Raw genomic sequence first — 22,850 nt, 5'->3', positions numbered from 1 at the left:
CTCAGATAGCTAAGGATACATCATGTCATTACAAACCAAATTAGTGAATGCTGGTCGCAAAAAACGCTATACCCAAGGCGCTGTAAATTCGGTAATTCAGCGTGCTTCTTCATTAGTCTTCGACACTGTCACTGCCAAAAAAGAAGCAACAGAAAATCGAGCCAAAGGGGCACTATTCTATGGACGCCGAGGCACATTAACCCACTTTTCACTTCAGGATGCTATGATTGAAATTGAAGGCGGAGCCGGATGTTATCTTTATCCATGTGGTGCAGCTGCAATTGCTAATGCCATTTTAGCTTTTGTAAAAACCGGGGATCATATCCTTGTATCCGAAGCCAGCTACGAACCTACTCAAGAATTTTGTAATCATATTTTAAAGGATCTTGGCGTCGAAACCGATTACTTTTCACCTTTAGTTGGTCGCTATATCACTAACCATATTAAACCGAATACCAAAGTCGTATTTTTAGAATCGCCAAGCTCCATTACCATGGAAGTGCATGATGTACCGGCCATCGTTAAAGCGATTCGTCATGTAAATCCTGATATTATCATTATGATGGATACGACTTGGGCTGCTGGTGTATTATTTAAAGCCTTAGATCATGATATTGATATCTCAATTCAGGCAGGCACAAAATATTTAATTGGTCATTCTGATGCAATGTTAGGTACCGCGGTTGCTAATGAAAGATGCTGGGATAGACTACGAGAACGTTCTTATTTAATGGGACAAATGTGCGATGCCGATACGGCTTATATGGCAGCACGAGGGTTACGCACCTTAGCTATCAGATTAAAGCAACATCATGAAAGTGGATTAAAAATAGCAAAATGGTTGGCTAGTCACCCGCAAGTTGCAACAGTGAATCACCCAGCATTAGAAAGTTGCAAAGGACATGATTTTTTTAAGCGTGATTTTACGGGAGCAAGTGGACTATTTTCTTTTATACTTCATGATCGCCTAAGTGATGTTCAACTTTCCGATTTTCTGGATAATTTAACCCATTTTTCTATGGCTTATTCATGGGGCGGATTTGAGTCATTAATTTTAGCCAATCAACCGGAAGAACTAGCTAAAATTAGACCTGTTTCGGGTATTAGTTTTACAGGCACACTCATCCGATTACATATCGGTCTTGAAGACCCTGATGATTTAATTGCTGATCTTGCTGCTGGTTTAGAAAGAATCAATCAGCATAATCATAAAGCAAATGCACTACAAAGCTTAGTATAATCAGGAAAAACATGGATAACCAAAGTCAACTCATGATTGATCAAACCATCACACAGACCATTTCAACATGTTTAAAAAAACACCGTAAGCTATTGGTAGCTTATAGTGGCGGGGTTGATTCCACTGTATTGTTACATGCACTAGTCAAATTGAAACAACAAGCTGATTTAGCAGTACGAGCCATTTATATTCATCATGGTTTAAGTCAAAATGCAGATAATTGGGCAAGCCATTGCCAACAACAATGCCAACAATGGGAAATCCCTTTTATTATTGAAAAGGTTAAGCTTGATATCTCGGCAGGCAATATTGAAGAACAAGCTCGACATGCTCGTTATCAAGCGATTTATCATCATTTGAAAAGCGATGAAATGCTATGCACAGCACAACATCTTGATGACCAATGCGAAACGTTTTTGTTAGCTTTAAAAAGAGGAAGCGGTCCATCAGGGTTATCAGCCATGCCCGTTGAAAACCAACAACATCTTCGACCGTTACTCACTATTTCACGTAAACAAATAGAAGCGTATGCCAATTGGCATCAATTAACTTGGATAGAAGATGAAAGTAATCAAGATGACCATTATGATCGCAATTTTCTTAGATTAAATGTTTTGCCAATTATTGATCAACGTTGGCCTCAGTTTTCACAAATGGTTTCCCGAAGTGCATCGCTTTGCCAACAACAAGAAGCTTTAATTAACGAGCTGTTACTTAACGATTTTCATCAAGTATTAACCCAGCAAGGTCAGCTACGCTTGTCGCCATTACGCGATTATTCAGAATATAAACGCAATGCCATTTTACGCATGTGGCTACGACATCAACACGTTATGATGCCTAGCCAAAAACAACTAGCACTTATTTGGCAAACCGTTGTTCAAGCAAAGAACGATGCTAATCCGCAATTCGTTTTACACCATAAGCAAATTCGCCGTTATCAAAATTTACTTTATCTATTGCCATTCTATAAAGATACTGAACAACAAGTCATAAATTGGGATCTGACTTCGCCTTTAGTTTTACCTGATCATATCGGTGAGTTACATGCTCTTTATCAAGATGATTTAACGTGTCGTCTACCGAACAGAAACGAACATGTTACCGTACGCTTTCATGCTCAAGGACAACTTCAAATCGTTAATCGTCAAGGCTCAAGAGCAATCAAAAAACTATGGCAAGAACACCATATTCCACCTTGGATGCGAACACGCATCCCTTTGATATATTATAATGAACAACTTATTTGCGCTGTCGGTGTGTTTGTGACTGAGCAAGGAAAAGGATCACAAATTGATTTTCGTGTCACTTAGGAAATAAGCCACTTGCTCATTATCAATCAGCTATCAAATCATTAAGGGACACCATCCATTGCCCCTTAAGTTAAAGGTTAACAAGCTAATTTTATTTTGCTTCTGCTCTTGGCTTCCAGCGTTTTAGTAATAATGCATTAGTCACCACACTAACACTACTTAAAGCCATAGCAGCGCCAGCAATCATTGGGTTTAAAAAACCAAATGCCGCTAATGGAATACCAATTAAATTATAGAAAAACGCCCAAAATAAGTTTTGTTTGATCTTATTATATGTTCGACGAGAAATATCAATAGCATCAGCGATAAGGTATAAATTACCTCGCATTAAGGTAATACTTGCCGTATGCATTGCCACATCAGTACCTGTTCCCATGGCAATGCCGATATCAGCGGCCGCCAACGCTGGCGCATCATTAATGCCATCCCCTACCATTGCTACTTGATTATTGGTATTGGTATGGCTCTCTTTTTGCAATTGATAAATATAGTTGGCTTTATCTTGGGGTAACACTTCGGCTATCACTTTATCTAAATTTAATTGTTGACCCACATAATTTGCCGCTTGTTGATTATCACCAGTTAGCATGACAGTGTTAACATGCAATTGATGTAATGCATCAATTGCATTTCTCGCTTCAGGTTTAATCACATCAGCAAAGCCAAATAAAGCAAGTATCACGACACTATCTTCAGCTTGTTGTTTAGCCAAAAATGAAATAGTGTACCCTTTACTGGTTAGCTCATCTATTTTATCATCCATGTTTACAAAATAGGCGTTTAACGATTTCATCCAACGCAAACTTCCTAAATAGTATTCGGTATTATCAATCGTTGCCATGACGCCCGATCCTGTTACTGATGTGATATTTTTCGCATAATCATACTTTTTAGCTTTAGATAACATAGCTTTTGCTAATGGATGTTCACTACCAGCTTGCATCGATGCAGCAAGTGACAAAATCTGATCGGGTGTTTCAGTTCCAACGACATCGATTTCCACCAAGTCAGGTTTACCTTCTGTTAAGGTGCCTGTTTTATCAAATGCGACAGTGTTAACATTATGCAAGGTTTCTAAAGCTTCAGCATCTTTAATCAAAATACCTTGACGTGCAGCCACACCCGTGCCAACCATAATCGCTGTGGGTGTTGCCAATCCTAAAGCACATGGGCAAGCAATCACCAATACAGCAACGGCATGAAGTAATGCTTGTTGCCAATCATGATAAATAATTCCCCAAGCCAATAAGGTAATCAAAGCAATGATCAAAATGACTGGGACAAAAATTGCGCTGATACGATCGACAATTCGCTGAATAGGTGCTTTTTTAGCCTGTGCAGATTCGACCATTTCAATAATTTTAGACAGTTTTGAATCAGATTGGATAGCGGTAGTTTTGACGATTATCAGTCCTTCACCATTAATGGTGCCACCCGTGACCACATCATTAACAGTTTTATTAACTGGAAAACTTTCTCCGGTTAACATCGATTCATCACTACTGGATGTGCCTTCCATAATAATACCGTCAACTGGAATACGTTCACCGGGTTTAATCACGACAATATCGTTCACTTTAACTTGGCTAATCGGTAAACTAATTTCGTGATCCCCTTGTCTGACTAATGCGACTTCAGGTCTTAATGCTGAAAGTGCTTCGATCGCTTGTGTGGTTTGATGTTTCGCTCTTGACTCTAACCATTTACCCACTAAGATTAAAGTTATAATTACAACAGATGATTCGAAATAGAGATGATCATAATGCCCTGTAATTAATTGATATAACGATAAACCATAAGCCGCACTGGTACCTATAGCCACTAATAAATCCATATTACCAGTGAAAGCTTTTAAAGCACTAAAACCACTTCGGTAAAATTTAGCACCAAGACCGAATTGAACAATCGAAGCCAGAATAAGTTGTAACCATGCAGGCATCATTAAATGGAAACCAAATGGCTCGAGTAACATTGGTAAAACAAAAGGAAGAGCGAATAAAATGGACACCACAATCGGCCAAAGTGATGCTTGTTTTTCAGTATCTTTTGCATGTGTTTGCTGATCCGTCATTTTCACCGCATGATAACCTGCTTTATCTACCGCTGACATCAGTGTTGCTAAATTAACATTTGAATTTGCTTTAACGGTTGCTTTTTCAGTTGCTAGATTCACGCTAACATCAATTACTCCATCAACCTTTTTAATCGCCTTTTCAACACGACTAACGCATGATGCGCAGCTCATATCTTCAACATAAAAATTATATTCAACTGTTTTCATTTGACGCATCCTTTGGTGATAGGGTTGTTAAGATTAAAAAACGTTCTCAACAAATTTTTTTGATTACTTAACAAATATTTTAATACTAATTATTCGAATAACAAGAATGCACTTTTTTGATATATACTATCCAAAAAGATACTATTGAGGCATTAAGTGAAAAATCATTTAGTTAAAACCTATAACAACGAGCAAAGCTTGGAATCTGTTATTCACTGTCCGGTTGAAACAACAATCAATATGATTGGAGGTAAATATAAATCATTAATTTTATGGAAACTGATGACAAACAAAACATTAAGATTTTCTCAGTTACGAAAAGAGATTCCTTGCGCCACACCAAAAATGTTAACTCAGCAGTTACGTGAACTCGAATCCAATCAATTAATCAACCGAAAAGTGTTTCCTGTCGTCCCACCAAAAGTAGAATATTCCTTAACAGATTTTGGCAAAAGTATTAAACCTGTATTAGAAGCAATGTATCAATGGGGAAGCCATTGTTTAAATCGCCAAGGGCTGAATATCAATTGTACAATGGCAGCAATAGCTGACCATCCTAAACAATAATCACTTTAATACAAGATGCTTTGCATCAATTACTTTTTCTTAGTGATCAAAAAGACAAGCAATAAATAAGAGGAAACAGCGTTATTACAACGCTGTTCATAATAGAAATTAATTACGTAATTTTTCTGGCAAATCGTTTTGAGTAGACACTAATAAATCTTTCACAACTCGTGGATTACCAGCCACAACATTACCAGATACCATATAATTATTACCACCGGCAAAATCGGTAATGACACCACCAGCTTCACGTAAGATGAGTTCACCTGCCGCAATATCCCAAGGTTTTAAACCGATTTCGAAAAATCCATCTAAACGACCTGCTGCCACATAAGCCAAATCTAATGCTGCTGAACCAGTGCGACGAAAATCACCGCATTTAGTAAATAATTTTTGTAAAACTGCAAAATAGCTATCGCTATATTGTTTCGCTTTAAATGGAAATGCAGTTGCCAGTATACTTCCATTTAAATCTTTAGCATTGCTGACACGAATACGATAGCCATTTAGCTGAGCACCTTTACCACGTGCAGCAGTATACAATTCATTGCTCATTGGATTATAAACCACTGCCACTTCGGTTTTACCTTTGACTCGAGCAGCGATAGATACAGCAAAATGTGGGATATTCTTAATAAAATTGGTGGTACCATCAATTGGGTCGATTATCCACTGCGTATCGGCATCGCTACCTTTAGCAAGACCACTTTCTTCAGCGATAATAGTGTGATCTGGATACGCTTTTTTAATTGTTTCAATAATTAAAGCTTCAGCAGCACGATCTGCATTGGTTGCAAAATCGTTAGCACCTTTAGTATCAATTTCGATTGAACTAGGATTTTCATAAGCCTTAATGGCAACATTTCCTGCTTTGCGAGCAGCACGAATAGCAATATTAAGCATCGGATGCATAATTTTCTTCCAATTGATGATGTTAAAGAACGGGTTGTTTTGGCAAACCTAAAAAGTGATACCAAAATTTACGGCATAGTATAAAGGTTTTATAAGCTTATTGCCAGATTATGTTGGGAATGTCAGCGATATTATTGATTTTGAGAAAAATAACGCAACATCCCAAATTCACCGCATTAAATAATGTTTTGATACGTTAATAATTTATCAAAGAGACTAGCTGCTACATAAATAATTCCTATCAACATATTATTCACTTATCACTAACATTATTTTTGATTTTCACCGTATGCATTGCTAAATAATTTTCACATATTACAAACTTATTTAATAAAACTTTATTAAAAGACGATACTTATAAACCATTATCGATGTAATTTGATACAATATATTTGCTATAAATTGTTATAAATAGGAAAAAATGGATGAAGAAATTAATATTAATTTTATGCTTATTTTTTTCAGTAAACACCCCCATTTTCGCTGATGAAAATCAAGAACTTAATTATAAGGATGAGTACAGAAAAGCCACTATCCAAAATGATGCAGAAGCACAATTTCATGTAGGTTATATGTATGAAAAAGGCATTGAAGTTGAGCAAAGTTATACCAAAGCAGCTCAATGGTATGAAAAAGCCGTAAAACAAAATAATGAAAATGCCTCAGTTTATTTAGGTTCCTTATATTTGAATGGTTTAGGCGTCACTCAAAATTTAGATAAAGCAAAAAAACTGATTGAAAAAGGCGCATTGAACGGTAACAGTAGTGGCGAGTTTTATATGGGGCTTTTTTATGATTTAATTGCTCAAAAGCCAAAAGCAAAAGGAATCGAATCCAATTTAAAAAATGACGCAATCAATCAAAATTATATCATGGCTAGAAAGTGGTATGAAAAAGCATTAAAGCATGGAGAACCAGCTGCGGCCGGAAATCTTGGTGTTTTGTATGAAGCTGGAAGAGGTGTCAAACAAGATGACGTCAAAGCAAGAAAGTATTATGAACAAGCCGTAAAAGGAAATGCCATTGTTTCAAATAATAATTTGGCTAACTTTTATTATCTTGGAAAAGGTGGATTGAAACAAGATTACGTAAAAGGTAGAAAATTAGATGAAAAAGCAGCGAAAAAAGGTTACGTTGAGTCACAATTCAAATTAGGTTGGCTATATTTTAACGGAAACGGCGTTAAACAAGATTATCGGCAAGCCCAAAAATGGTTTGAACTGGCTGCTGAACAAAATCATGGTGAATCACAATACTATTTAGGACTTATTTATCAACAAGGACTGGGACGAGAAAAAGACATTAACACAGCTAAACATTATTTTAAGCTGTCTTGCCAAAATACTGGCGATGAAGACGCCTGCCAATTACAATAATCATACGTTGTATTGTTATTCAGTCGATAAAATCACCTTGATTTTTCTCTTCATCAGTCGTTATCGTTAAGGTGATTTTGTCCTATTTTAAGTACAAAATAAAAGAATATTTATCATGATTGACCAACTGCAATTTGTGAGCAATAGAGTTAGTATTCTGGCAATTTTCCTGACAGTTAGTTAATCTATTTAATCCACACTATTGTTACTTTTTTCATCGCATACTTGGCTTTCTAGTCGCTTTAAATTGGGAATTATTGCATAATACACGACGTATAAATTACCGAACTTAACTTAGGAATTATTATGGAACTTCTTTGTCCAGCAGGTTCATTGCCATCACTTAAAATAGCCATCGATAATGGTGCTGATGCCGTTTATATTGGTTTAAAAGATGATACCAATGCGCGTCATTTTGCTGGTTTAAATTTCAATGAGAAGCGATTAATTGAAGCCGCTGATTATGTACATAAACGTGGTAAAAAATTGCATATTGCGATAAATACTTTTGCACATCCTGAAAATTTTCAGCGTTGGCAACATGCGGTTGATACCGCGGCTAACATTGGTGCTGATGCCTTAATTATTGCGGATCTTGCTATGCTCGATTATGCAACCGAAAAGTACCCTAATCTTGAACGCCATGTTTCCGTTCAAGCCTCTTCAACCAATGAAGAGTCAATTAAGTTTTATTATAATAATTTTCAGGTTCATCGTATTGTATTGCCTCGTGTTCTGTCGATGCATCAAGTTAAACAGTTATCAAAAGTTTCTCCCGTCCCTTTAGAAGTTTTTGCCTTCGGTAGTTTATGTATAATGGCTGAAGGTCGTTGCTATTTATCGTCTTATTTAACAGGTGAATCACCTAATACGGTTGGGGCATGTTCTCCAGCTAAATTTGTGCGATGGGAAGAGACCGACAAAGGTCTTGAATCTCGTTTGAATAACGTATTGATTGATTGCCATAAAAAAGGTGAAAATGCCGGTTATCCAACCCTATGTAAAGGACGTTATTTTGTTGGTGAACAGCTTTATCATCCAATTGAAGAACCAACCAGTTTAAACACTATTGAGCTATTACCCGATCTGTTTGCTGCCAATATTGCATCGGTCAAAATTGAAGGGCGTCAACGCAGTCCAGCTTATGTTGAACAAGTAACCAAAGTATGGCGACAAGCAATTGACCGTTATAAAGCCAACCCACAATCATTTCACGCTGAGCAACATTGGATGGATACATTAGGCTCAGTGTCGGAAGGAACACAAACGACATTGGGTGCTTATCACCGTAAATGGCAATAATTGAGTATTTTAGACGCTAAATTCATATTATTAAAAAAGACACTTATTAAAAATAAAGTGGCATTACTTTAATTTATATTGTTGAATTTATTTAATAAAATATCATTTTAAATGATTTGATAAATGATCTAACATAAATCAATATAGTGAGCAAAATTATGAAATATGCATTAGGCCCAGTGCTTTATTATTGGCCTAAAACCGAAACAGAAACTTTTTATCATGCGGCAAAAGAAAGTGAAGCCGATATTATTTATATGGGCGAAACAGTTTGTACTAAACGCCGTGAAATGAAAGTCCCTAACTGGCTTGAATTAGCTAAAGAAGTCGCTAAATCAGGTAAACAAGTTGTGCTTTCAACGTTGGCTTTGCTTGAAGCTCCATCTGAATTAAATGAATTAAGATTACTCGTTAATAATGGCGATTTTTTAATTGAAGCCAATGATTTAGCTGCAATTAATATCGCTCAAGAAAATAAATTGCCTTTTGTTGCGGGCCCTGCGATTAATTGCTATAACGCTTACACATTAAAATTATTACAAAAACAAGGTATGGTACGTTGGTGCATGCCCGTTGAGCTTTCTCGGGATTGGTTAGCAAATGTACTAAATCAATTTGATAGTCTCAATATCGAGCGAAATTTTGATGTTGAAGTTTTCAGTTACGGTTACCTGCCGTTAGCCTATTCAGCTCGTTGTTTTACGGCACGTTCAGAAGATAAACCCAAAGATAAATGCGAAACATGTTGTATCAAATACCCTGTTGGGCGTGAAGTATTCTCACAAGAACAACAAAAAGTGTTTGTTTTAAATGGAATCCAAACACAAAGCGGTTATTGCTATAATTTGGGTAATCAACTCAAAGAGATGAAAGGGTTAGTTGATATTGTTCGTATTTCTCCACTTGGCTTGGAAACACTGGATATTGTGAAACAGTTTAGAGCGAACGAAGAAGGATTAAATCCGCTACATATAGAGCATAAACGAGACTGTAATGGGTATTGGAATGGGATTGCAGGACTTGAACTTAACCAGTAAAAAGTTTTCTCCTCAAATGTTTAGAGCAGAATTTCCTGCTCTGAACAATGAAAACGTGTATCTTGATTCAGCCGCAACATCACTCAAGCCCCAAGCGATGATCGATGCGACGCTGGAATATTATGCACACAATACTGCAACTGTTAAACGCAGTTTGTACCCTAATGCCTTACAAGTGACTGAAATAATAAATCAAGCTCGGCAAAATGTCGCTGATTGGATTAACGCTTCAACCAGCAGTGAAATTATTTGGACAAGTGGTACGACCGAATCCATTAATCTTATTGCACAAAGCTATGCTCGACCTTTGCTAAAAGCAGGTGATGAGATTATTGTCAGTGAATTAGAGCACCATAGCAATTTATTGCCATGGCTAATTGTTGCAGAGCAAACGGGCGCCAAAGTGATTAAATGGTCATCAGTTATTGATGATCTGACTTCACTTCTATCAGAACGCACAAAAATTGTCGCCATTACACAAATGTCCAATGTGACAGGATTTTGCCCGGATTTAGCAGCAATTAGCCAAATCGTTCACCAATATAATGCCATTTTAGTGGTGGATGGTGCTCAAGGTATTGTTCATCATCCCATTGATGTTGATAAACTTAATATTGATTTTTATGCATTTTCAGCGCATAAATTATATGGTCCTACAGGACTCGGTGTATTATATGGTAAACAAATTTTGCTTGAGACTATGCCCGTTTGGCATGGTGGAGGTAAAATGCTAAAAAGTGTCTCTTTCGATCACTTTATACCTGAGCAACATCCGTATAAATTTGAAGCAGGCACACCCAATATCGCCGGAATGCTAGGCTTTAATGCAACGTTTGAATGGCTAAAACGTTGGGATTTTAATCAAGCACAAGTATATTCCGAACAATTAGCCGATTATGCAAAATCACAACTTAGTAAACTAACCAATATTCAATTTTACAGTGTAAATAATAGTTCAATCATCACATTTAATATCCACAATATTCATCATAATGATATTGCTATCTTATTAAGTGAACAAAACATTGCAATACGCACTGGTGAACTTTGTGCTCAACCATTAATGCAAAAGCTAGGTTGCCAAGGTGTCATTCGTCTTTCATTGATGCCTTATAATAACAAACACGATATCGATCGTTTTATAAATGCATTACAACATGCAATACAAATCTTGGATTAATTGTATTATCACCAGCTTTTGTTAACTTTAAATATTTATCATTATGTAAACGACAAATAGGTCTATATTATGCTATCGCAGCAAACATTAACGGAATTATTATTGAAACAACAAAACTGGCAAGATCGTTATCGGCAAATCATTGCGTTATCAAAACAATTGCCTGACTTTCCAGCCGATTTAAAAACAGATAATAACCAAGTCAATGGTTGTGAAAATCGAGTTTGGCTTACTTTTCAAAAACAAGCTGATGATACTTTTATTTTTCAAGGTGATAGTGAGGGTCGAATTGTTAAAGGGTTACTCGCAATTTTACTTATCATTGCAAATCATAAAACAGCGAAGCAAATTCAGGCTATCGATTTTCAGTTTGAATTAAGTAAACTTAAAATTACCGACGAGCTTAGTCAATCTCGCCTAAAAGGATTAGATAAATTAATAGAGCGAATTCAATCAGTTAATTAGAATAATAAAAGGGCGAAATATCTTTCCGCCCTTTCATCGATTTCACTTTTTACTTATCTAAATAAGTAAAAAGTGTGATAACTTTTTTAACACCAGCTACTTTACTGGCAACAACTGCAGCAGCTTTACCCTCTTCAGGTTTGACAATACCAATTAAAAAGACTTCGCCATTTTCGGTAACGACTTTAATATTTCTGGCTTTTGTTGCCGAATTTAAGACTAATTGTGATTTAACTTTGGTTGTAATCCATGCGTCATTGGTAATGGTTCCTGCACCAACAGACTCACCGATACGAATTTGATTAAATACTTTTTTGACACCTTCAACTTCATGAGCAAGATTTTCGGCTTTCATACTCTGTTCATTATTTGCTTGTCCGGTTAAAAGAATATTACCGTCATAAGCACTCGTTGAAATACGTGAACCAATAAAAGCTGATGTATTTTCTTTTAATTTCATACCCATTCGTGAATTCAGCGTTGTATCATCAACTTGAGTCCCGGTTGTACGCGGATCTGAAGCAACTTTGGCTGTAGCCGTTGCACCGGCTCCAATTACCGCAGCAACACAGCCTTGTAACATCAATGAGCCAGACATTAATATTACCGTTAAGGCAATTTTTCTCATTATAACTCCTTCATTTATGGCTTAGTAATGTGTAACTTATGACAAAATAAATTGATTTTATTATGCCTTGCACAAAGTAATTTGCAAAACAATTTTACTGTTATTCATAATAATTATTGTTTATTTTTTTAAAAATAATAAACGAAAAACAGTAAAACAGACTGACGTCTATTTAAAAAATCTGTTATCTTTATACACTAAACTATGTATTGATATTTTATAGGCTAATATGGAACAGGATTATATTGATTGGCTATATGGTTTGTCAGCGCCAATGGTAATATTAAATAAAAGATATGGAGCAAGCTATACCTCACCTTTTTTTTATCCTAACGATGATTTTATAGATTTGAAAGAGAGTTGGGAAATAGATTCTCGGGAAACTTTACTTGATTGCGTTTTCACCATGATTGATGATGGACATGCACCATTATTATCTGAATTCTATTCTAAATATTCTCAATTGTCTGAATTTGATTGGCTCAGCTTTTATGAACGTCAAACTGATTATCATAAAGTGATACTTAAATTTGTTGAGCAAACATTTCCTATCTGTAATATTGCAGGAATTCGTAGTTGGGATTATGCTCGGATGGCCTATCTTCTACGACTTGGCACGACGAATAAATATGTCACTGAAGAAGAATGTTTATGGATTTTGCATAGAATTGGGTTACGTTCAACATACTTTTATCAATCTTGGCAACACTACCTTGTTAGTTGGTTTATTGGTTTACAATATTGGAATAATTTACAGATTAAAGACGATTTAGAAAAATTACGCTGTGAATTATCCCGTCCATCTAACGTCACATCCATGGCAAATTTATATGAAGACAAACAAGCACCCTTTAACCGGTTACCATGGTTTATTGATATTGAGAAATTTGAAAAGCCAGAATCATTAAGGGAGTATGATTGGTTATGAATGAACATATTTGGCAACTACTCGAAATAGAAAAAACGACGGATACTGTCGCAATACGTCAAGCCTATCGAGCCAAGTTACCCTTTTATCATCCCGAAACAGACCCGATTGGATTTAAAGCTTTACGTGAAGCTTATGAGTTTGCAATACAGTATGCACAGTCAACCGAACAAATGGATGGGCAATCACAACAAGAATCACAAGAGCAAGCAGTCACTCACCCCCTTACAGAAAAACAAATCAAAGAAAATGAAATTTATACTGCTTATCAAGCACTTTTGAACGATCCACAACGGTGTTTTAACGCCGATGAATGGCAAAAATTTATTAGTTCATTTTACGATTACCCAATGGCAATCATTGATTCGGTAAAATGGCGTCTATTAGAAATAAGTTATGAAGCAAGCAATGTATCAAACGCTTGTATCAAACTGTTAGCGGATAATTTGCGTTGGCGCCAACAACTGAAAATACAATCTCCCAATCAATCTGAAAGGTATGATATCTTTTTAAATCATATTGAGAGTGAAGATTTATTTGACTATACCCTGTTACCCCCCACAAACAGAGCTCTGCAAGATGCAACGATAAATTATATCGATTATACCAAATGGTTATTTTACGAACGTAGAAGTAGTGATCTTTATGACTTTTTATCACAAGATACCGTCATCTATTTACCCAATGATAAAAGCTTAATGCTTCAATTTGCTAATTGGCACTGCGTTGCAAGAATACCTAATCAAACCTTATTAGATTATGCGTTGAAATGCATCACTCAAGATGATCAAGATGAACATATCAATATCGAATGGAAATATATTGCAGCAATTCAATATACTATGCTTGATAAAAAACATGAGTCTTTACAGGCTTGGCTTGATCTTTATAACTCAGGTCATTATCAAGAAAAAGCAGCCAGTTGGATAGCGGGCTGGTGCTCACATTATGCTAGTGATTATTTTCCATTGTTAATTATCGCATTGAATAACTCTTATTGTATCGCTGCAGAAACATCAGAAACTTACCTTTACGCAGTTCCTCAGTTAACAGCAACAACGGTTGCACGACTAGCACAAATTGATCCTGATGAGTATTCCCCTGAAATTGCAAGTTTTATCAAATGGTCGTTAAATGTGAGTTGGAATTATCGTCAAATTCTTGCACTGTTGTTACTTGATGACGGTACTAATCGTTTATATCGCTTATATCGTCATGCCATTATGTTACGACATGGTAATCAAACTTTATTACAACAAATTATTGATGAACAGAGTAAAGATGACTTTGAGTATTTTATTCTACAAAATTTACAACGCCAAGCTCGGCAACATTTAACATGGCTTGAACAAATTCCACCCGTCAAAGAATTTAAAGCTTGGTTGTATGATAGTGATGAAAATACGCCCATTCCAGATAAATTTGATCCTAACTTGAATGGGTACGAACAATACTATGGTCGTTTATGGTTGGATAGATTCGATGCCATTCCGGAGCGTGCCAAAAAACATCTTGATAATTTCTCGCGTTATGCAAATATAGAGATGTTTGACTGGTTTATTTTCTTAGAATCTGAACATTATTACCAGTTTCCAACTCCACCTGATTCATCGTGTGATAAAAACGTTTATTGGGAGTGGTATCGTCAATTTATTTTGACGATGGCTATAATTAATCAACCCTACGAAACAGCAAAATATCTTCGAAAAGAAAATAATACGTTTAAATTAACCGATGATGATCAAATGCTTCCAGTGATTAATATTTTCAAATATGGAAACTGGCAAAATAAAACTGAGCTCTATAATTTAATGGATAATAATAGTGGGTTAATCAATAGTATTTTAATCAATTACCCAGATTCAATCGAATCTGATATAGACTATCCTGAAAAAATTGATTTAAAAGATATCGAAAATAAAATCGAACAATTGTGGCAAACCAAATTTGCCAATCAAAACCCTTATTATTTAATGATATTAAATGCCATTTTGTTATATAAACCTGAACAAAATCTGAAATTACAACAAACGTTAAATAAAATTGCAGGTGATAATGGTGATTTACAAAAAATCGCAAATTCGCTCGAAAAACAGTGGTTATTTCCATCTTCAGTAAATAAAGATAAATATCAACATAATGATCTAACGGCTAGAATAATATATCTTAAAGAATGTTTAGCCAACTACTGTGGTCTAATTGAAGAAGATGATATTGAGATGTTAGAAGGGCTAAAAAATCATTCAGACAATAATATGATATTACGCTTATGTGCCGCCTTACTTTTAGCTAGAAATCGTGAAAATCAAAAACAAGTTGATGCATTATCTCTACCTGAAAATAAATGGTGGCAATTTTGGCGTTTAAATGGACGAACAAATCGTAAAGGATTTTGTAAACAAATTTTTTATAGTCTGTTAATTATTGGTTTTTCTACCTTATTTCTTGATAGATATTTGTCCGAAGCATCAATATATAACGAAGTTTCAAAATTTGCTTATATGATTTCGGGAATAAATATTATTTTCGCATTAAAACGACGTGCAAATGATAATTATTTAGGTGAACCAAGTTACTTCATTATTTATACCCTATTTTTACTGATATTATTACCTTTCTGGAAACCTAGTTATAAAAAAAATAACCGATATGGACCGCCTGTGAAGGAATAGATAAACTAGTGTATAAACTTCCCCTTTTATATCAATAATAAAAGGGGAGAAGTTTATAAATACTACTTTGAATAATTATCTATCAAGATCTTTAAGTTCAGACTCAATATCACAACGAAACTCATTAATTTCATCTGGATTTTGACGATTTAATACATCAAGAAATGCTTCAAGATAAGATCCAATTAAATGACGTTCATCACCAAGTGATTGCGCCCATGCACGTTCCAATCTAGCTAATAATGTACGATTTTGCATTTGATCTCGGGGATGAATTTTCAGTGATTTTAAACGTTCATGACTTTCCTGTTTTTGTTGTTCTGTTAACCCTATCGGGCTATGATCGATTACCTTGCCGTGTTGCTTACCTGTTTCAAGTACCACAACATCGACCTCTAATAATCCATTTAAATCATAACTGAAACGAATATCAATCCCTTGTATTTTTTCCATAGGCGTTAAAGGAACTTCAAACTCATCAATTAACACATTGTTTTCAACACGTGGATTTTCGCCTTGATAAACGGCTATAGAAATCAATTTTTGTTGTGGACGACTAGTATAAAAAGTCTTCACTTTTGAAGTCGGTACAATTGTATTGCGTTCAATAATGGGGGAAAATAAGCCATGAACATTATCCGACGCACTTTCAATACCTAATGTGTAAGGACAAACATCGGTCAAAATAACTTCTTCCACATCTTTATTACGCAATCGACAAGCTGCTTGTACTGCAGCACCTTGTGCCACAATAGTGGTCGGATTAATATGGCGATAAGGTAATTTGCCAAATAATTTGGTAACCAGTTCACGCACAACGCCCAATTGAGACGAACCACCCACTAACACAATATGTTCTAGTTGATTCGGCTTCAACCGAGCGTCACTTAACGCTTGCTCGATCGGTGCTCGAAGGCGATTTAATAATGGCAACCAAATCATTTTAGCTCGATTTTCGTTAAGCTCAAATTGCCACTCTTTATCTTGCCAAAACCAAGTTAAGTGTTGCATCTGTTCGCCGTTTAACTTGCATTTTAACTGTTCAGCTAAATCAAGTAATCTGGCATAATCATCGGCTGAAACATCTTGCTGTTTAATATTCCATTCACTTAAGCAAGCTTTAACAATATCATGAGTAAAATCTTCTCCACCTAAATAATTATCGCCCGCCGAAGCATGGACTTCGATTATTGGCATAGAGTATTCAAGTACGGTGACATCAAATGTTCCCCCACCCAAATCAAAAACTAATGTATTACCGGATTGTTCATCATGCAAGCCATATGCCATGGACGCTGCAGTTGGTTCATTAATTAAACGTACCGCGTTTAAACCAGCAAGTTCAGCTGCAAAACGGGTTTGTTTGCGCTGCTCATCATTAAAATAAGCAGGGACAGAAATCACCACATCATGAATGTTTTGTTTTAGAAAAGCTTCAGCATCAGCTTTTAAAGATTTTAGGACAATTGCAGAAAGTTCTGTTGGCGTAAACTTCTTATCGCCTAATTCAAAAACTTTATTCGATCCTAAAAAACGTTTAAATGCTGATGCACTCTGATTGGGATGAGTTGTTAATCGTGATAACGCTGCTCGACCAACTAAAATGGAGCCATCTTCATCAATGCTTATTGCTGATGGTGTTACCACTTCTCCAATTGCGTTGGGAATCAGCGTCGGTTTACTATCTTGCCAAACACAAATTAAGCTGTTTGTTGTACCTAAATCAATACCTATTGGGGGATGCATAAATCGTCTATTCTCTTATGTACTTAAATATTATTAGTTATTAAAAAAATTTTTAACGCAGTATTATATACTGTATTACTACAGTAATGACAATTTTATTTGATTAAAATAATCAGTATACTTTATTGTATAAAATTGAAGTTTAGTAATATGATTTTTACCGTAATAATTAATTATTTTATTTCACCTCAGTAATTTGACTGACTAAAATCCCTTCTTTTAACTTTGTCGTGATACATTCACCCACTTTCACTTGTTGACTATTACAAATCACATCATCATGTTGGTTAGTGGTAATTGAATAACCCCGCTCTAACGTTGCCAGCGGACTTAAGTTATTAAGTTGTGAGGTTTGTAAAACAAATTGATGTTGCGACATTGCTAGTTTTTGTTTAATCATATTAATCAGTTGCTGTTGCTTTTGATATAATGTCTGACCATAAAACGTGATGTGATATTCTGGCGAAACACTCAATAACTTTCTATCTAATCGATTATATTGATTAGTAAGTTTAAGCAAATATTGTTGAATATTTTCATATAACGCATGTCGATAAGTAATGAGTCGATTTAATTGTTGAGATAGCTTTGCTTGGGGATGTTCCGCTTGAAGTCGATGAAACCATGTATTCAATATTTCGCGTTGTCTTGTTAAGTAATAATCCATCGCCATCGATAAATGTTGTTCTTGTATCAAAATTCGCCGAATCTGTTCTTTATTATCATGACTAACAAGCTCTGCGGCAGCGGAAGGCGTTGCTGCTCTCACATCAGCAACAAAATCAGCTATTGTGAAGTCAATTTCATGTCCAACTGCACTTACAATAGGTAGTTGACTAGCAAATATCGCTCTTGCAACCACTTCTTCATTGAATGACCAAAGATCTTCAAGCGATCCACCACCCCGCCCAACTATCAATACATCACACTCTTGACGTACATTTGCTATTTGGATCATCTTGGCAATTTGACCAGCAGCTTCTGTACCTTGAACTTGGGTCGGATAAATAATTACCTGTAAACTGGGATCTCGGCGTTTTAAAATCTGACAAATATCATGTAATGCTGCCCCAGTTGCTGAGGTGATGATACCGACAGTACGAATATTTTCCGGTAAACTTTTTTTATAGATAGGATCAAAGAGTCCTTCATCAGATAGTTTTTGTTTTAATTGCTCAAATTTTTGTTGCAGTAATCCTGCACCAGCCGGTTGCATTTTATCAATGACTAATTGGTATTCTCCACGAGCTTCGTACAATGTCACCATCGCTCTAACTAAAACTTGTTGCCCATTTTGTGGTGTAAACCCCGTTCGAAAATTACTATTTCGAAACATCGCACAACGCACTTGGGCAGCATCATCTTTAAGCGTAAAATACCAATGCCCTGAAGATGGACGAGAAAAATTCGAAATTTCGCCAACTAACCAAATTTGACCAATCGCATCAGAAAGTAGATCTTTGACCATTTGATTAAGATCTTTTACCGATAAAATCGAATTATTCAACATGTACTCATCCTTCTTAATGACACTAAAAATTTACGTTAAATCGAATTCTGCCCAAATTGGCGCATGATCAGATGGTTTGTCCATGGCTCGAATATCATAATCAATGCCAGTTTGTTGACAATAGGATAACAATTTTTGACTAGCTAAAATTAAATCGATGCGCAGTCCAGTAAAGGTATCAAAACCTTTAGATCGATAATCAAACCATGAATAGTCTTGTTCAGTTGGATGTGCATGACGGTAAGTATCGATAAAGCCTAGTGACATTAAATTATCCATCCATTCCCGCTCTTCGGGTAAAAATGAACATTTACCAGTTCGTAACCAACGTTTACGACTATCATCAGAAATACCAATATCTAAATCGGTTGGGCAAATATTCATATCTCCCATTATCAAGGATAACTGATTTCTCAATTGATGTTGCCGTAAATAATCAATCAAATCATGATAAAACTTACGTTTGGCAGGATATTTAACTTCATGATGCATACTTTCACCCTGCGGAAAATAGCCATTTATCACGGTTAAATTTCCTTGGTTGGTCGGTAACTCTGCCATAATTAAACGGCACTGAGCATCATCACTATCGGTTGGAAAGCCACACTGCACTGATATTGGTTTTTGTTTGGTTAATAACGCAACACCATAATGTCCTTTTTGACCATGATAATGTAAGTGATAACCAAATTGCGCTAACTCTTCGACAGGAAATTGATCATTATGAACTTTGGTTTCTTGTAAACCAATTATGTCGGGCTGATGTTTATCGATAATTGCGGCTAACTGATGAATGCGTGCACGCAGACTATTAATATTAAATGAGATAACTTTCATGATAAATTTATTATATTCGATTTGATGTTTAGATTTAACCATGCTATCAAAAATACGATATACTGTTAAGCTATTACAGTAAAAGCTACCATTTGTGATAAAGGAATCACCGAATATGTCCACGGAATTACTTGAACTACGCAATAAAATTGATGAGGTCGATAAATCAATTTTATCACTCATTACTCAGCGATTAGCCTTAGTCGCCGAAGTTGGCGAAGTAAAAAGCAAATATGGTATTCCAATTTATGATCCTAAGCGTGAAGCTGAGATGTTAGCGAAAAGACGGCAAGAAGCAGAAAATTTAGGTATTTCTCCAGCGCTAATCGAAGATATATTACGACGACTAATGCGAGAGTCTTATATTAGTGAAAACGACAAAGGTTTTAAAAAAGTTTACACAGGTAAAGGATCAATTGTCATTATCGGTGGTAATGGTCAAATGGGGCGGTTGTTTGCACAATTATTCACCCTATCTGGCTATGAAGTTAAAACATTAGGTTCCAAAACTATGCACCAAGCTTCGCAGGTAGTTGCCGATGCCGCTGCAGTCATTGTGACCGTACCAATTAATAAAACCTGTGAAATCATTCGACAATTACCGACTCTACCTAAAAATTGTATATTAACCGATTTCACTTCTATCAAAGTAAAACCGCTTCAAGCCATGTTAGAAAAACATCCTGGCCCTGTCGTTGGCTTACACCCTATGTTTGGTCCTGATGTACCTAATTTAGCAAAACAAATTATAGTGTATTGTGAAGGACGAGAGCCTGAAAAATACCAATGGCTTATTGATCAAATGCGCATTTGGGGTGCAAATTTATGTGCTATCAATGCCAAAGAGCATGACAAATGCATGTCATTTATTCAAGCATTACGCCATTTCACCTCTTTTTCTTATGGTGTTAATTTACAGCAAGAACATGTTGATTTAGAAAAACTAATCGCCCTTTCTTCTCCTATATATCGCCTTGAACTGATGATGGTTGGCAGATTATTTGCTCAAGATCCTGAACTTTATGCCGATATCATTATGGCATCAGATGATAATATCGAATTAATTAAACGCTATTATCAGCGCTTTGGACAGATGGTTGAATTGATTGAGCAACGCGATAAGGCAAAATTTGTTGAGAATTTTAATGAAGTCACCAAATGGTTTGGTAGCTATGCACAACGTTTTATCAAAGAAAGCCAAGTTTTATTAAAATTCGCTAATGATAATAGAGAATAATTTTATTATGCATAAATATAACATCCGACATCATTAATTATAATTAGCACAAAAATCTTATGTAATTATTTATCAATAAAATTATTATTAGAAATAAAATTTAGTATGAGGAAATAAAATGTCTAATCGAAAATATTTTGGTACTGATGGGATACGAGGTAAAGTTGGACAATATCCTATCACTCCCGATTTTGCTCTTAAATTAGGTTGGGCAGCTGGACGCATATTAGCTAAAGATGGTGTGAAAAAAGTCTTAATCGGAAAAGATACGCGTATATCAGGCTATATGCTTGAATCAGCACTTGAAGCTGGTTTTGCGTCTGCCGGTGTTGCTACTGCCTTTACCGGACCAATGCCAACGCCTGCTATCGCTTATTTAACTCGTACTTTTCGAGCTGATGCGGGTATTGTCATTTCTGCTTCACATAATCCTTTTTACGATAATGGTATTAAATTTTTTTCTACCGAAGGAAAAAAACTTGCTGATTCGATTGAATTAGAAATTGAAGCAGAATTAGAAAAAGATATAGATTGTGTCGAATCCAAACAATTAGGACGTGCTAGCCGTATTACTGATGCAGCAGGCCGTTATATCGAATTTTGTAAAAGCACCTTTGATCATGAGCTAAGTCTATCGGGTCTGAAAATTGTAGTCGATTGTGCGAATGGCGCAACCTATCATATTGCGCCAAAAGTATTGCGTGAGCTCGGCGCAAAAGTCATCAAAATTGGCTGTGAACCTGACGGCGTTAATATTAATGAAAATTGTGGTGCTACTGATGTTAGAGCATTGTCAAAACGAGTTATTGATGAACAAGCAGATTTAGGTTTTGCATTAGACGGGGATGGTGATCGCATTATAATGGTTGACCATGAAGGTCGAAAAATTGATGGCGATCAGATTATTTATATCATTGCTCGCGAAGCACTCAGACAAGGTCAACTAAAAGGTGGCGTTGTCGGTACATTAATGAGTAATATGGGACTGGAAATAGCACTTAAAAACCTTGGCATACCTTTTGCTCGTGCTAAAGTTGGTGACCGTTATGTTCTTGAAAAGCTTATTGAGAAGAAATGGCGTTTAGGGGCTGAAAACTCAGGTCATGTTTTGCTATTAGACAAAACAACAACTGGCGATGGCATTATTGCTGGTCTACAAGTTTTAAGTGCTATGGTTCGCAACGATATGTCTTTATCAGATTTATGTAGTGGCATGATAATGTTACCTCAAGTATTAATTAATGTTCACTATACCGAAAAAAGTGATCCATTAAAAAATTCAGCAGTAAAACTAGCAATAGAGCAAGTTGAAAAAGAACTAGATGGTAACGGGCGGGTATTAATTCGCAAATCTGGAACAGAACCTCTCATTAGAGTAATGGTTGAAGGCAGTGAAGAAGCCGAAGTACAAAAATTGGCAGAACGTATTGCACTAGCTGTTAAAGCTTAAAAATAATATTTTTTATATGTAATAATAAGTTTTTAATAAGTCAATACGTTTAATGAGTTTATTAAGCAAGCTCTGTTTATTTACAATTTTTTAGTAAAAAGTGTTGAATTTATTTATTTTGTTAATAATTTGTTGACTTTATATAGGTAATTGGGTTTAAAATACTAGC

Annotated in this window: 18 protein-coding genes; 12 read left to right on the top strand and 6 right to left on the bottom strand. The window is 35.7% G+C overall.

Annotated elements, in window-relative coordinates; translation table 11 throughout:
- The first annotated feature begins 22 nt into the window (after window positions 1–22).
- A complete protein-coding gene (metC, locus tag J3U36_RS05520) occupies window positions 23–1,240 on the top strand; it encodes a cystathionine beta-lyase (protein ID WP_267379637.1) in 1,218 nt (405 codons plus the stop codon).
- A gap of 32 nt (window positions 1,241–1,272) precedes the next feature.
- Entirely contained in the window at window positions 1,273–2,553 is a 1,281-nt protein-coding gene (gene tilS / locus J3U36_RS05515; RefSeq protein ID WP_416379832.1) for a tRNA lysidine(34) synthetase TilS, read from the top strand.
- A 91-nt stretch (window positions 2,554–2,644) separates the two neighbouring features.
- Here the strand turns inward: tilS and J3U36_RS05510 are convergent, their stop codons facing one another.
- Entirely contained in the window at window positions 2,645–4,834 is a 2,190-nt protein-coding gene (locus J3U36_RS05510) for a heavy metal translocating P-type ATPase (RefSeq protein WP_267379631.1), read from the bottom strand.
- A 240-nt stretch (window positions 4,835–5,074) separates the two neighbouring features.
- Here J3U36_RS05510 and J3U36_RS05505 point away from each other — a divergent pair, with 240 nt between their 5' ends.
- Window positions 5,075–5,401, top strand: coding sequence for a winged helix-turn-helix transcriptional regulator (locus J3U36_RS05505; protein ID WP_267379861.1), 327 nt, complete (start codon window positions 5,075–5,077; stop codon window positions 5,399–5,401).
- Between the two features lie 108 nt (window positions 5,402–5,509).
- Here the strand turns inward: J3U36_RS05505 and suhB are convergent, their stop codons facing one another.
- Window positions 5,510–6,313 carry an inositol-1-monophosphatase gene (gene suhB / locus J3U36_RS05500; RefSeq protein WP_267379629.1) on the bottom strand — a complete coding sequence of 268 codons (804 nt, stop codon included), beginning with the start codon at window positions 6,311–6,313 and terminating at the stop codon, window positions 5,510–5,512.
- 425 nt (window positions 6,314–6,738) lie between these two features.
- On the opposite strand from suhB, the gene J3U36_RS05495 reads away from it, so the two are divergent.
- The 5 genes from J3U36_RS05495 to csdE all read left to right on the top strand — a co-directional run bounded on the left by J3U36_RS05495 (window position 6,739) and on the right by csdE (window position 11,673).
- Window positions 6,739–7,689 (top strand): tetratricopeptide repeat protein, encoded by a 951-nt coding sequence (locus J3U36_RS05495; protein WP_267379626.1) that lies wholly within the window; start codon window positions 6,739–6,741, stop codon window positions 7,687–7,689.
- Between the two features lie 306 nt (window positions 7,690–7,995).
- The gene (gene ubiU, locus J3U36_RS05490; protein ID WP_267379622.1) at window positions 7,996–8,991 is read left to right on the top strand and encodes a ubiquinone anaerobic biosynthesis protein UbiU; all 996 of its coding nucleotides are present in this window, start codon (window positions 7,996–7,998) and stop codon (window positions 8,989–8,991) included.
- 158 nt (window positions 8,992–9,149) lie between these two features.
- Window positions 9,150–10,028: a U32 family peptidase gene (locus J3U36_RS05485; protein ID WP_267358926.1), complete on the top strand. Its 879-nt coding sequence runs from the start codon at window positions 9,150–9,152 to the stop codon at window positions 10,026–10,028.
- Complete coding sequence (gene csdA / locus J3U36_RS05480) at window positions 9,985–11,208, top strand: cysteine desulfurase CsdA (RefSeq protein WP_267379619.1); 1,224 nt, start codon at window positions 9,985–9,987, stop codon at window positions 11,206–11,208. The genes J3U36_RS05485 and csdA overlap by 44 nt, the downstream gene beginning before the upstream one ends.
- A 69-nt stretch (window positions 11,209–11,277) precedes the next feature.
- A complete protein-coding gene (gene csdE / locus J3U36_RS05475; protein WP_267379617.1) occupies window positions 11,278–11,673 on the top strand; it encodes a cysteine desulfurase sulfur acceptor subunit CsdE in 396 nt (131 codons plus the stop codon).
- Window positions 11,674–11,722: 49 nt separating this feature from the next.
- Here the strand turns inward: csdE and dolP are convergent, their stop codons facing one another.
- Window positions 11,723–12,301, bottom strand: a complete 579-nt coding sequence (gene dolP / locus J3U36_RS05470) for a division/outer membrane stress-associated lipid-binding lipoprotein (protein WP_267358932.1) — start codon at window positions 12,299–12,301, stop codon at window positions 11,723–11,725.
- A gap of 229 nt (window positions 12,302–12,530) precedes the next feature.
- Between dolP and J3U36_RS05465 the strand changes: the two genes are divergently transcribed.
- Both J3U36_RS05465 and J3U36_RS05460 read left to right on the top strand, forming a co-directional pair.
- Window positions 12,531–13,229: a DUF1266 domain-containing protein gene (locus J3U36_RS05465; RefSeq protein WP_267379613.1), complete on the top strand. Its 699-nt coding sequence runs from the start codon at window positions 12,531–12,533 to the stop codon at window positions 13,227–13,229.
- Entirely contained in the window at window positions 13,226–15,901 is a 2,676-nt protein-coding gene (locus J3U36_RS05460; RefSeq protein ID WP_267379609.1) for a J domain-containing protein, read from the top strand. The genes J3U36_RS05465 and J3U36_RS05460 overlap by 4 nt, the downstream gene beginning before the upstream one ends.
- Window positions 15,902–15,976: 75 nt before the next feature.
- Here the strand turns inward: J3U36_RS05460 and J3U36_RS05455 are convergent, their stop codons facing one another.
- From J3U36_RS05455 to xthA, 3 genes are all read right to left on the bottom strand, one after another.
- On the bottom strand, window positions 15,977–17,647 hold the full coding sequence (locus J3U36_RS05455; RefSeq protein ID WP_267358938.1) for a molecular chaperone HscC: 1,671 nt from the start codon (window positions 17,645–17,647) through the stop codon (window positions 15,977–15,979).
- A gap of 178 nt (window positions 17,648–17,825) precedes the next feature.
- Window positions 17,826–19,157, bottom strand: a complete 1,332-nt coding sequence (gene xseA / locus J3U36_RS05450; protein WP_267379607.1) for an exodeoxyribonuclease VII large subunit — start codon at window positions 19,155–19,157, stop codon at window positions 17,826–17,828.
- A 30-nt stretch (window positions 19,158–19,187) separates the two neighbouring features.
- Window positions 19,188–19,994, bottom strand: coding sequence for an exodeoxyribonuclease III (gene xthA / locus J3U36_RS05445; RefSeq protein WP_267379604.1), 807 nt, complete (start codon window positions 19,992–19,994; stop codon window positions 19,188–19,190).
- A 115-nt stretch (window positions 19,995–20,109) separates the two neighbouring features.
- Here xthA and tyrA point away from each other — a divergent pair, with 115 nt between their 5' ends.
- Together tyrA and glmM are read left to right on the top strand one after the other, a co-directional pair.
- The gene (gene tyrA / locus J3U36_RS05440) at window positions 20,110–21,231 is read left to right on the top strand and encodes a bifunctional chorismate mutase/prephenate dehydrogenase (protein WP_267379602.1); all 1,122 of its coding nucleotides are present in this window, start codon (window positions 20,110–20,112) and stop codon (window positions 21,229–21,231) included.
- A gap of 118 nt (window positions 21,232–21,349) precedes the next feature.
- Window positions 21,350–22,681 (top strand): phosphoglucosamine mutase, encoded by a 1,332-nt coding sequence (glmM, locus tag J3U36_RS05435; protein WP_267358943.1) that lies wholly within the window; start codon window positions 21,350–21,352, stop codon window positions 22,679–22,681.
- Window positions 22,682–22,850 lie beyond the last annotated feature (169 nt).

The sequence above is a fragment of the Gilliamella sp. B3817 genome, assembly GCF_026536705.1.
In the GTDB taxonomy this organism is placed as follows: domain Bacteria; phylum Pseudomonadota; class Gammaproteobacteria; order Enterobacterales; family Orbaceae; genus Gilliamella; species Gilliamella apicola_I.
The sequence above is the reverse complement of the archived record's forward strand: the minus strand, read 5'-3'. Positions and strand labels throughout refer to the sequence as shown.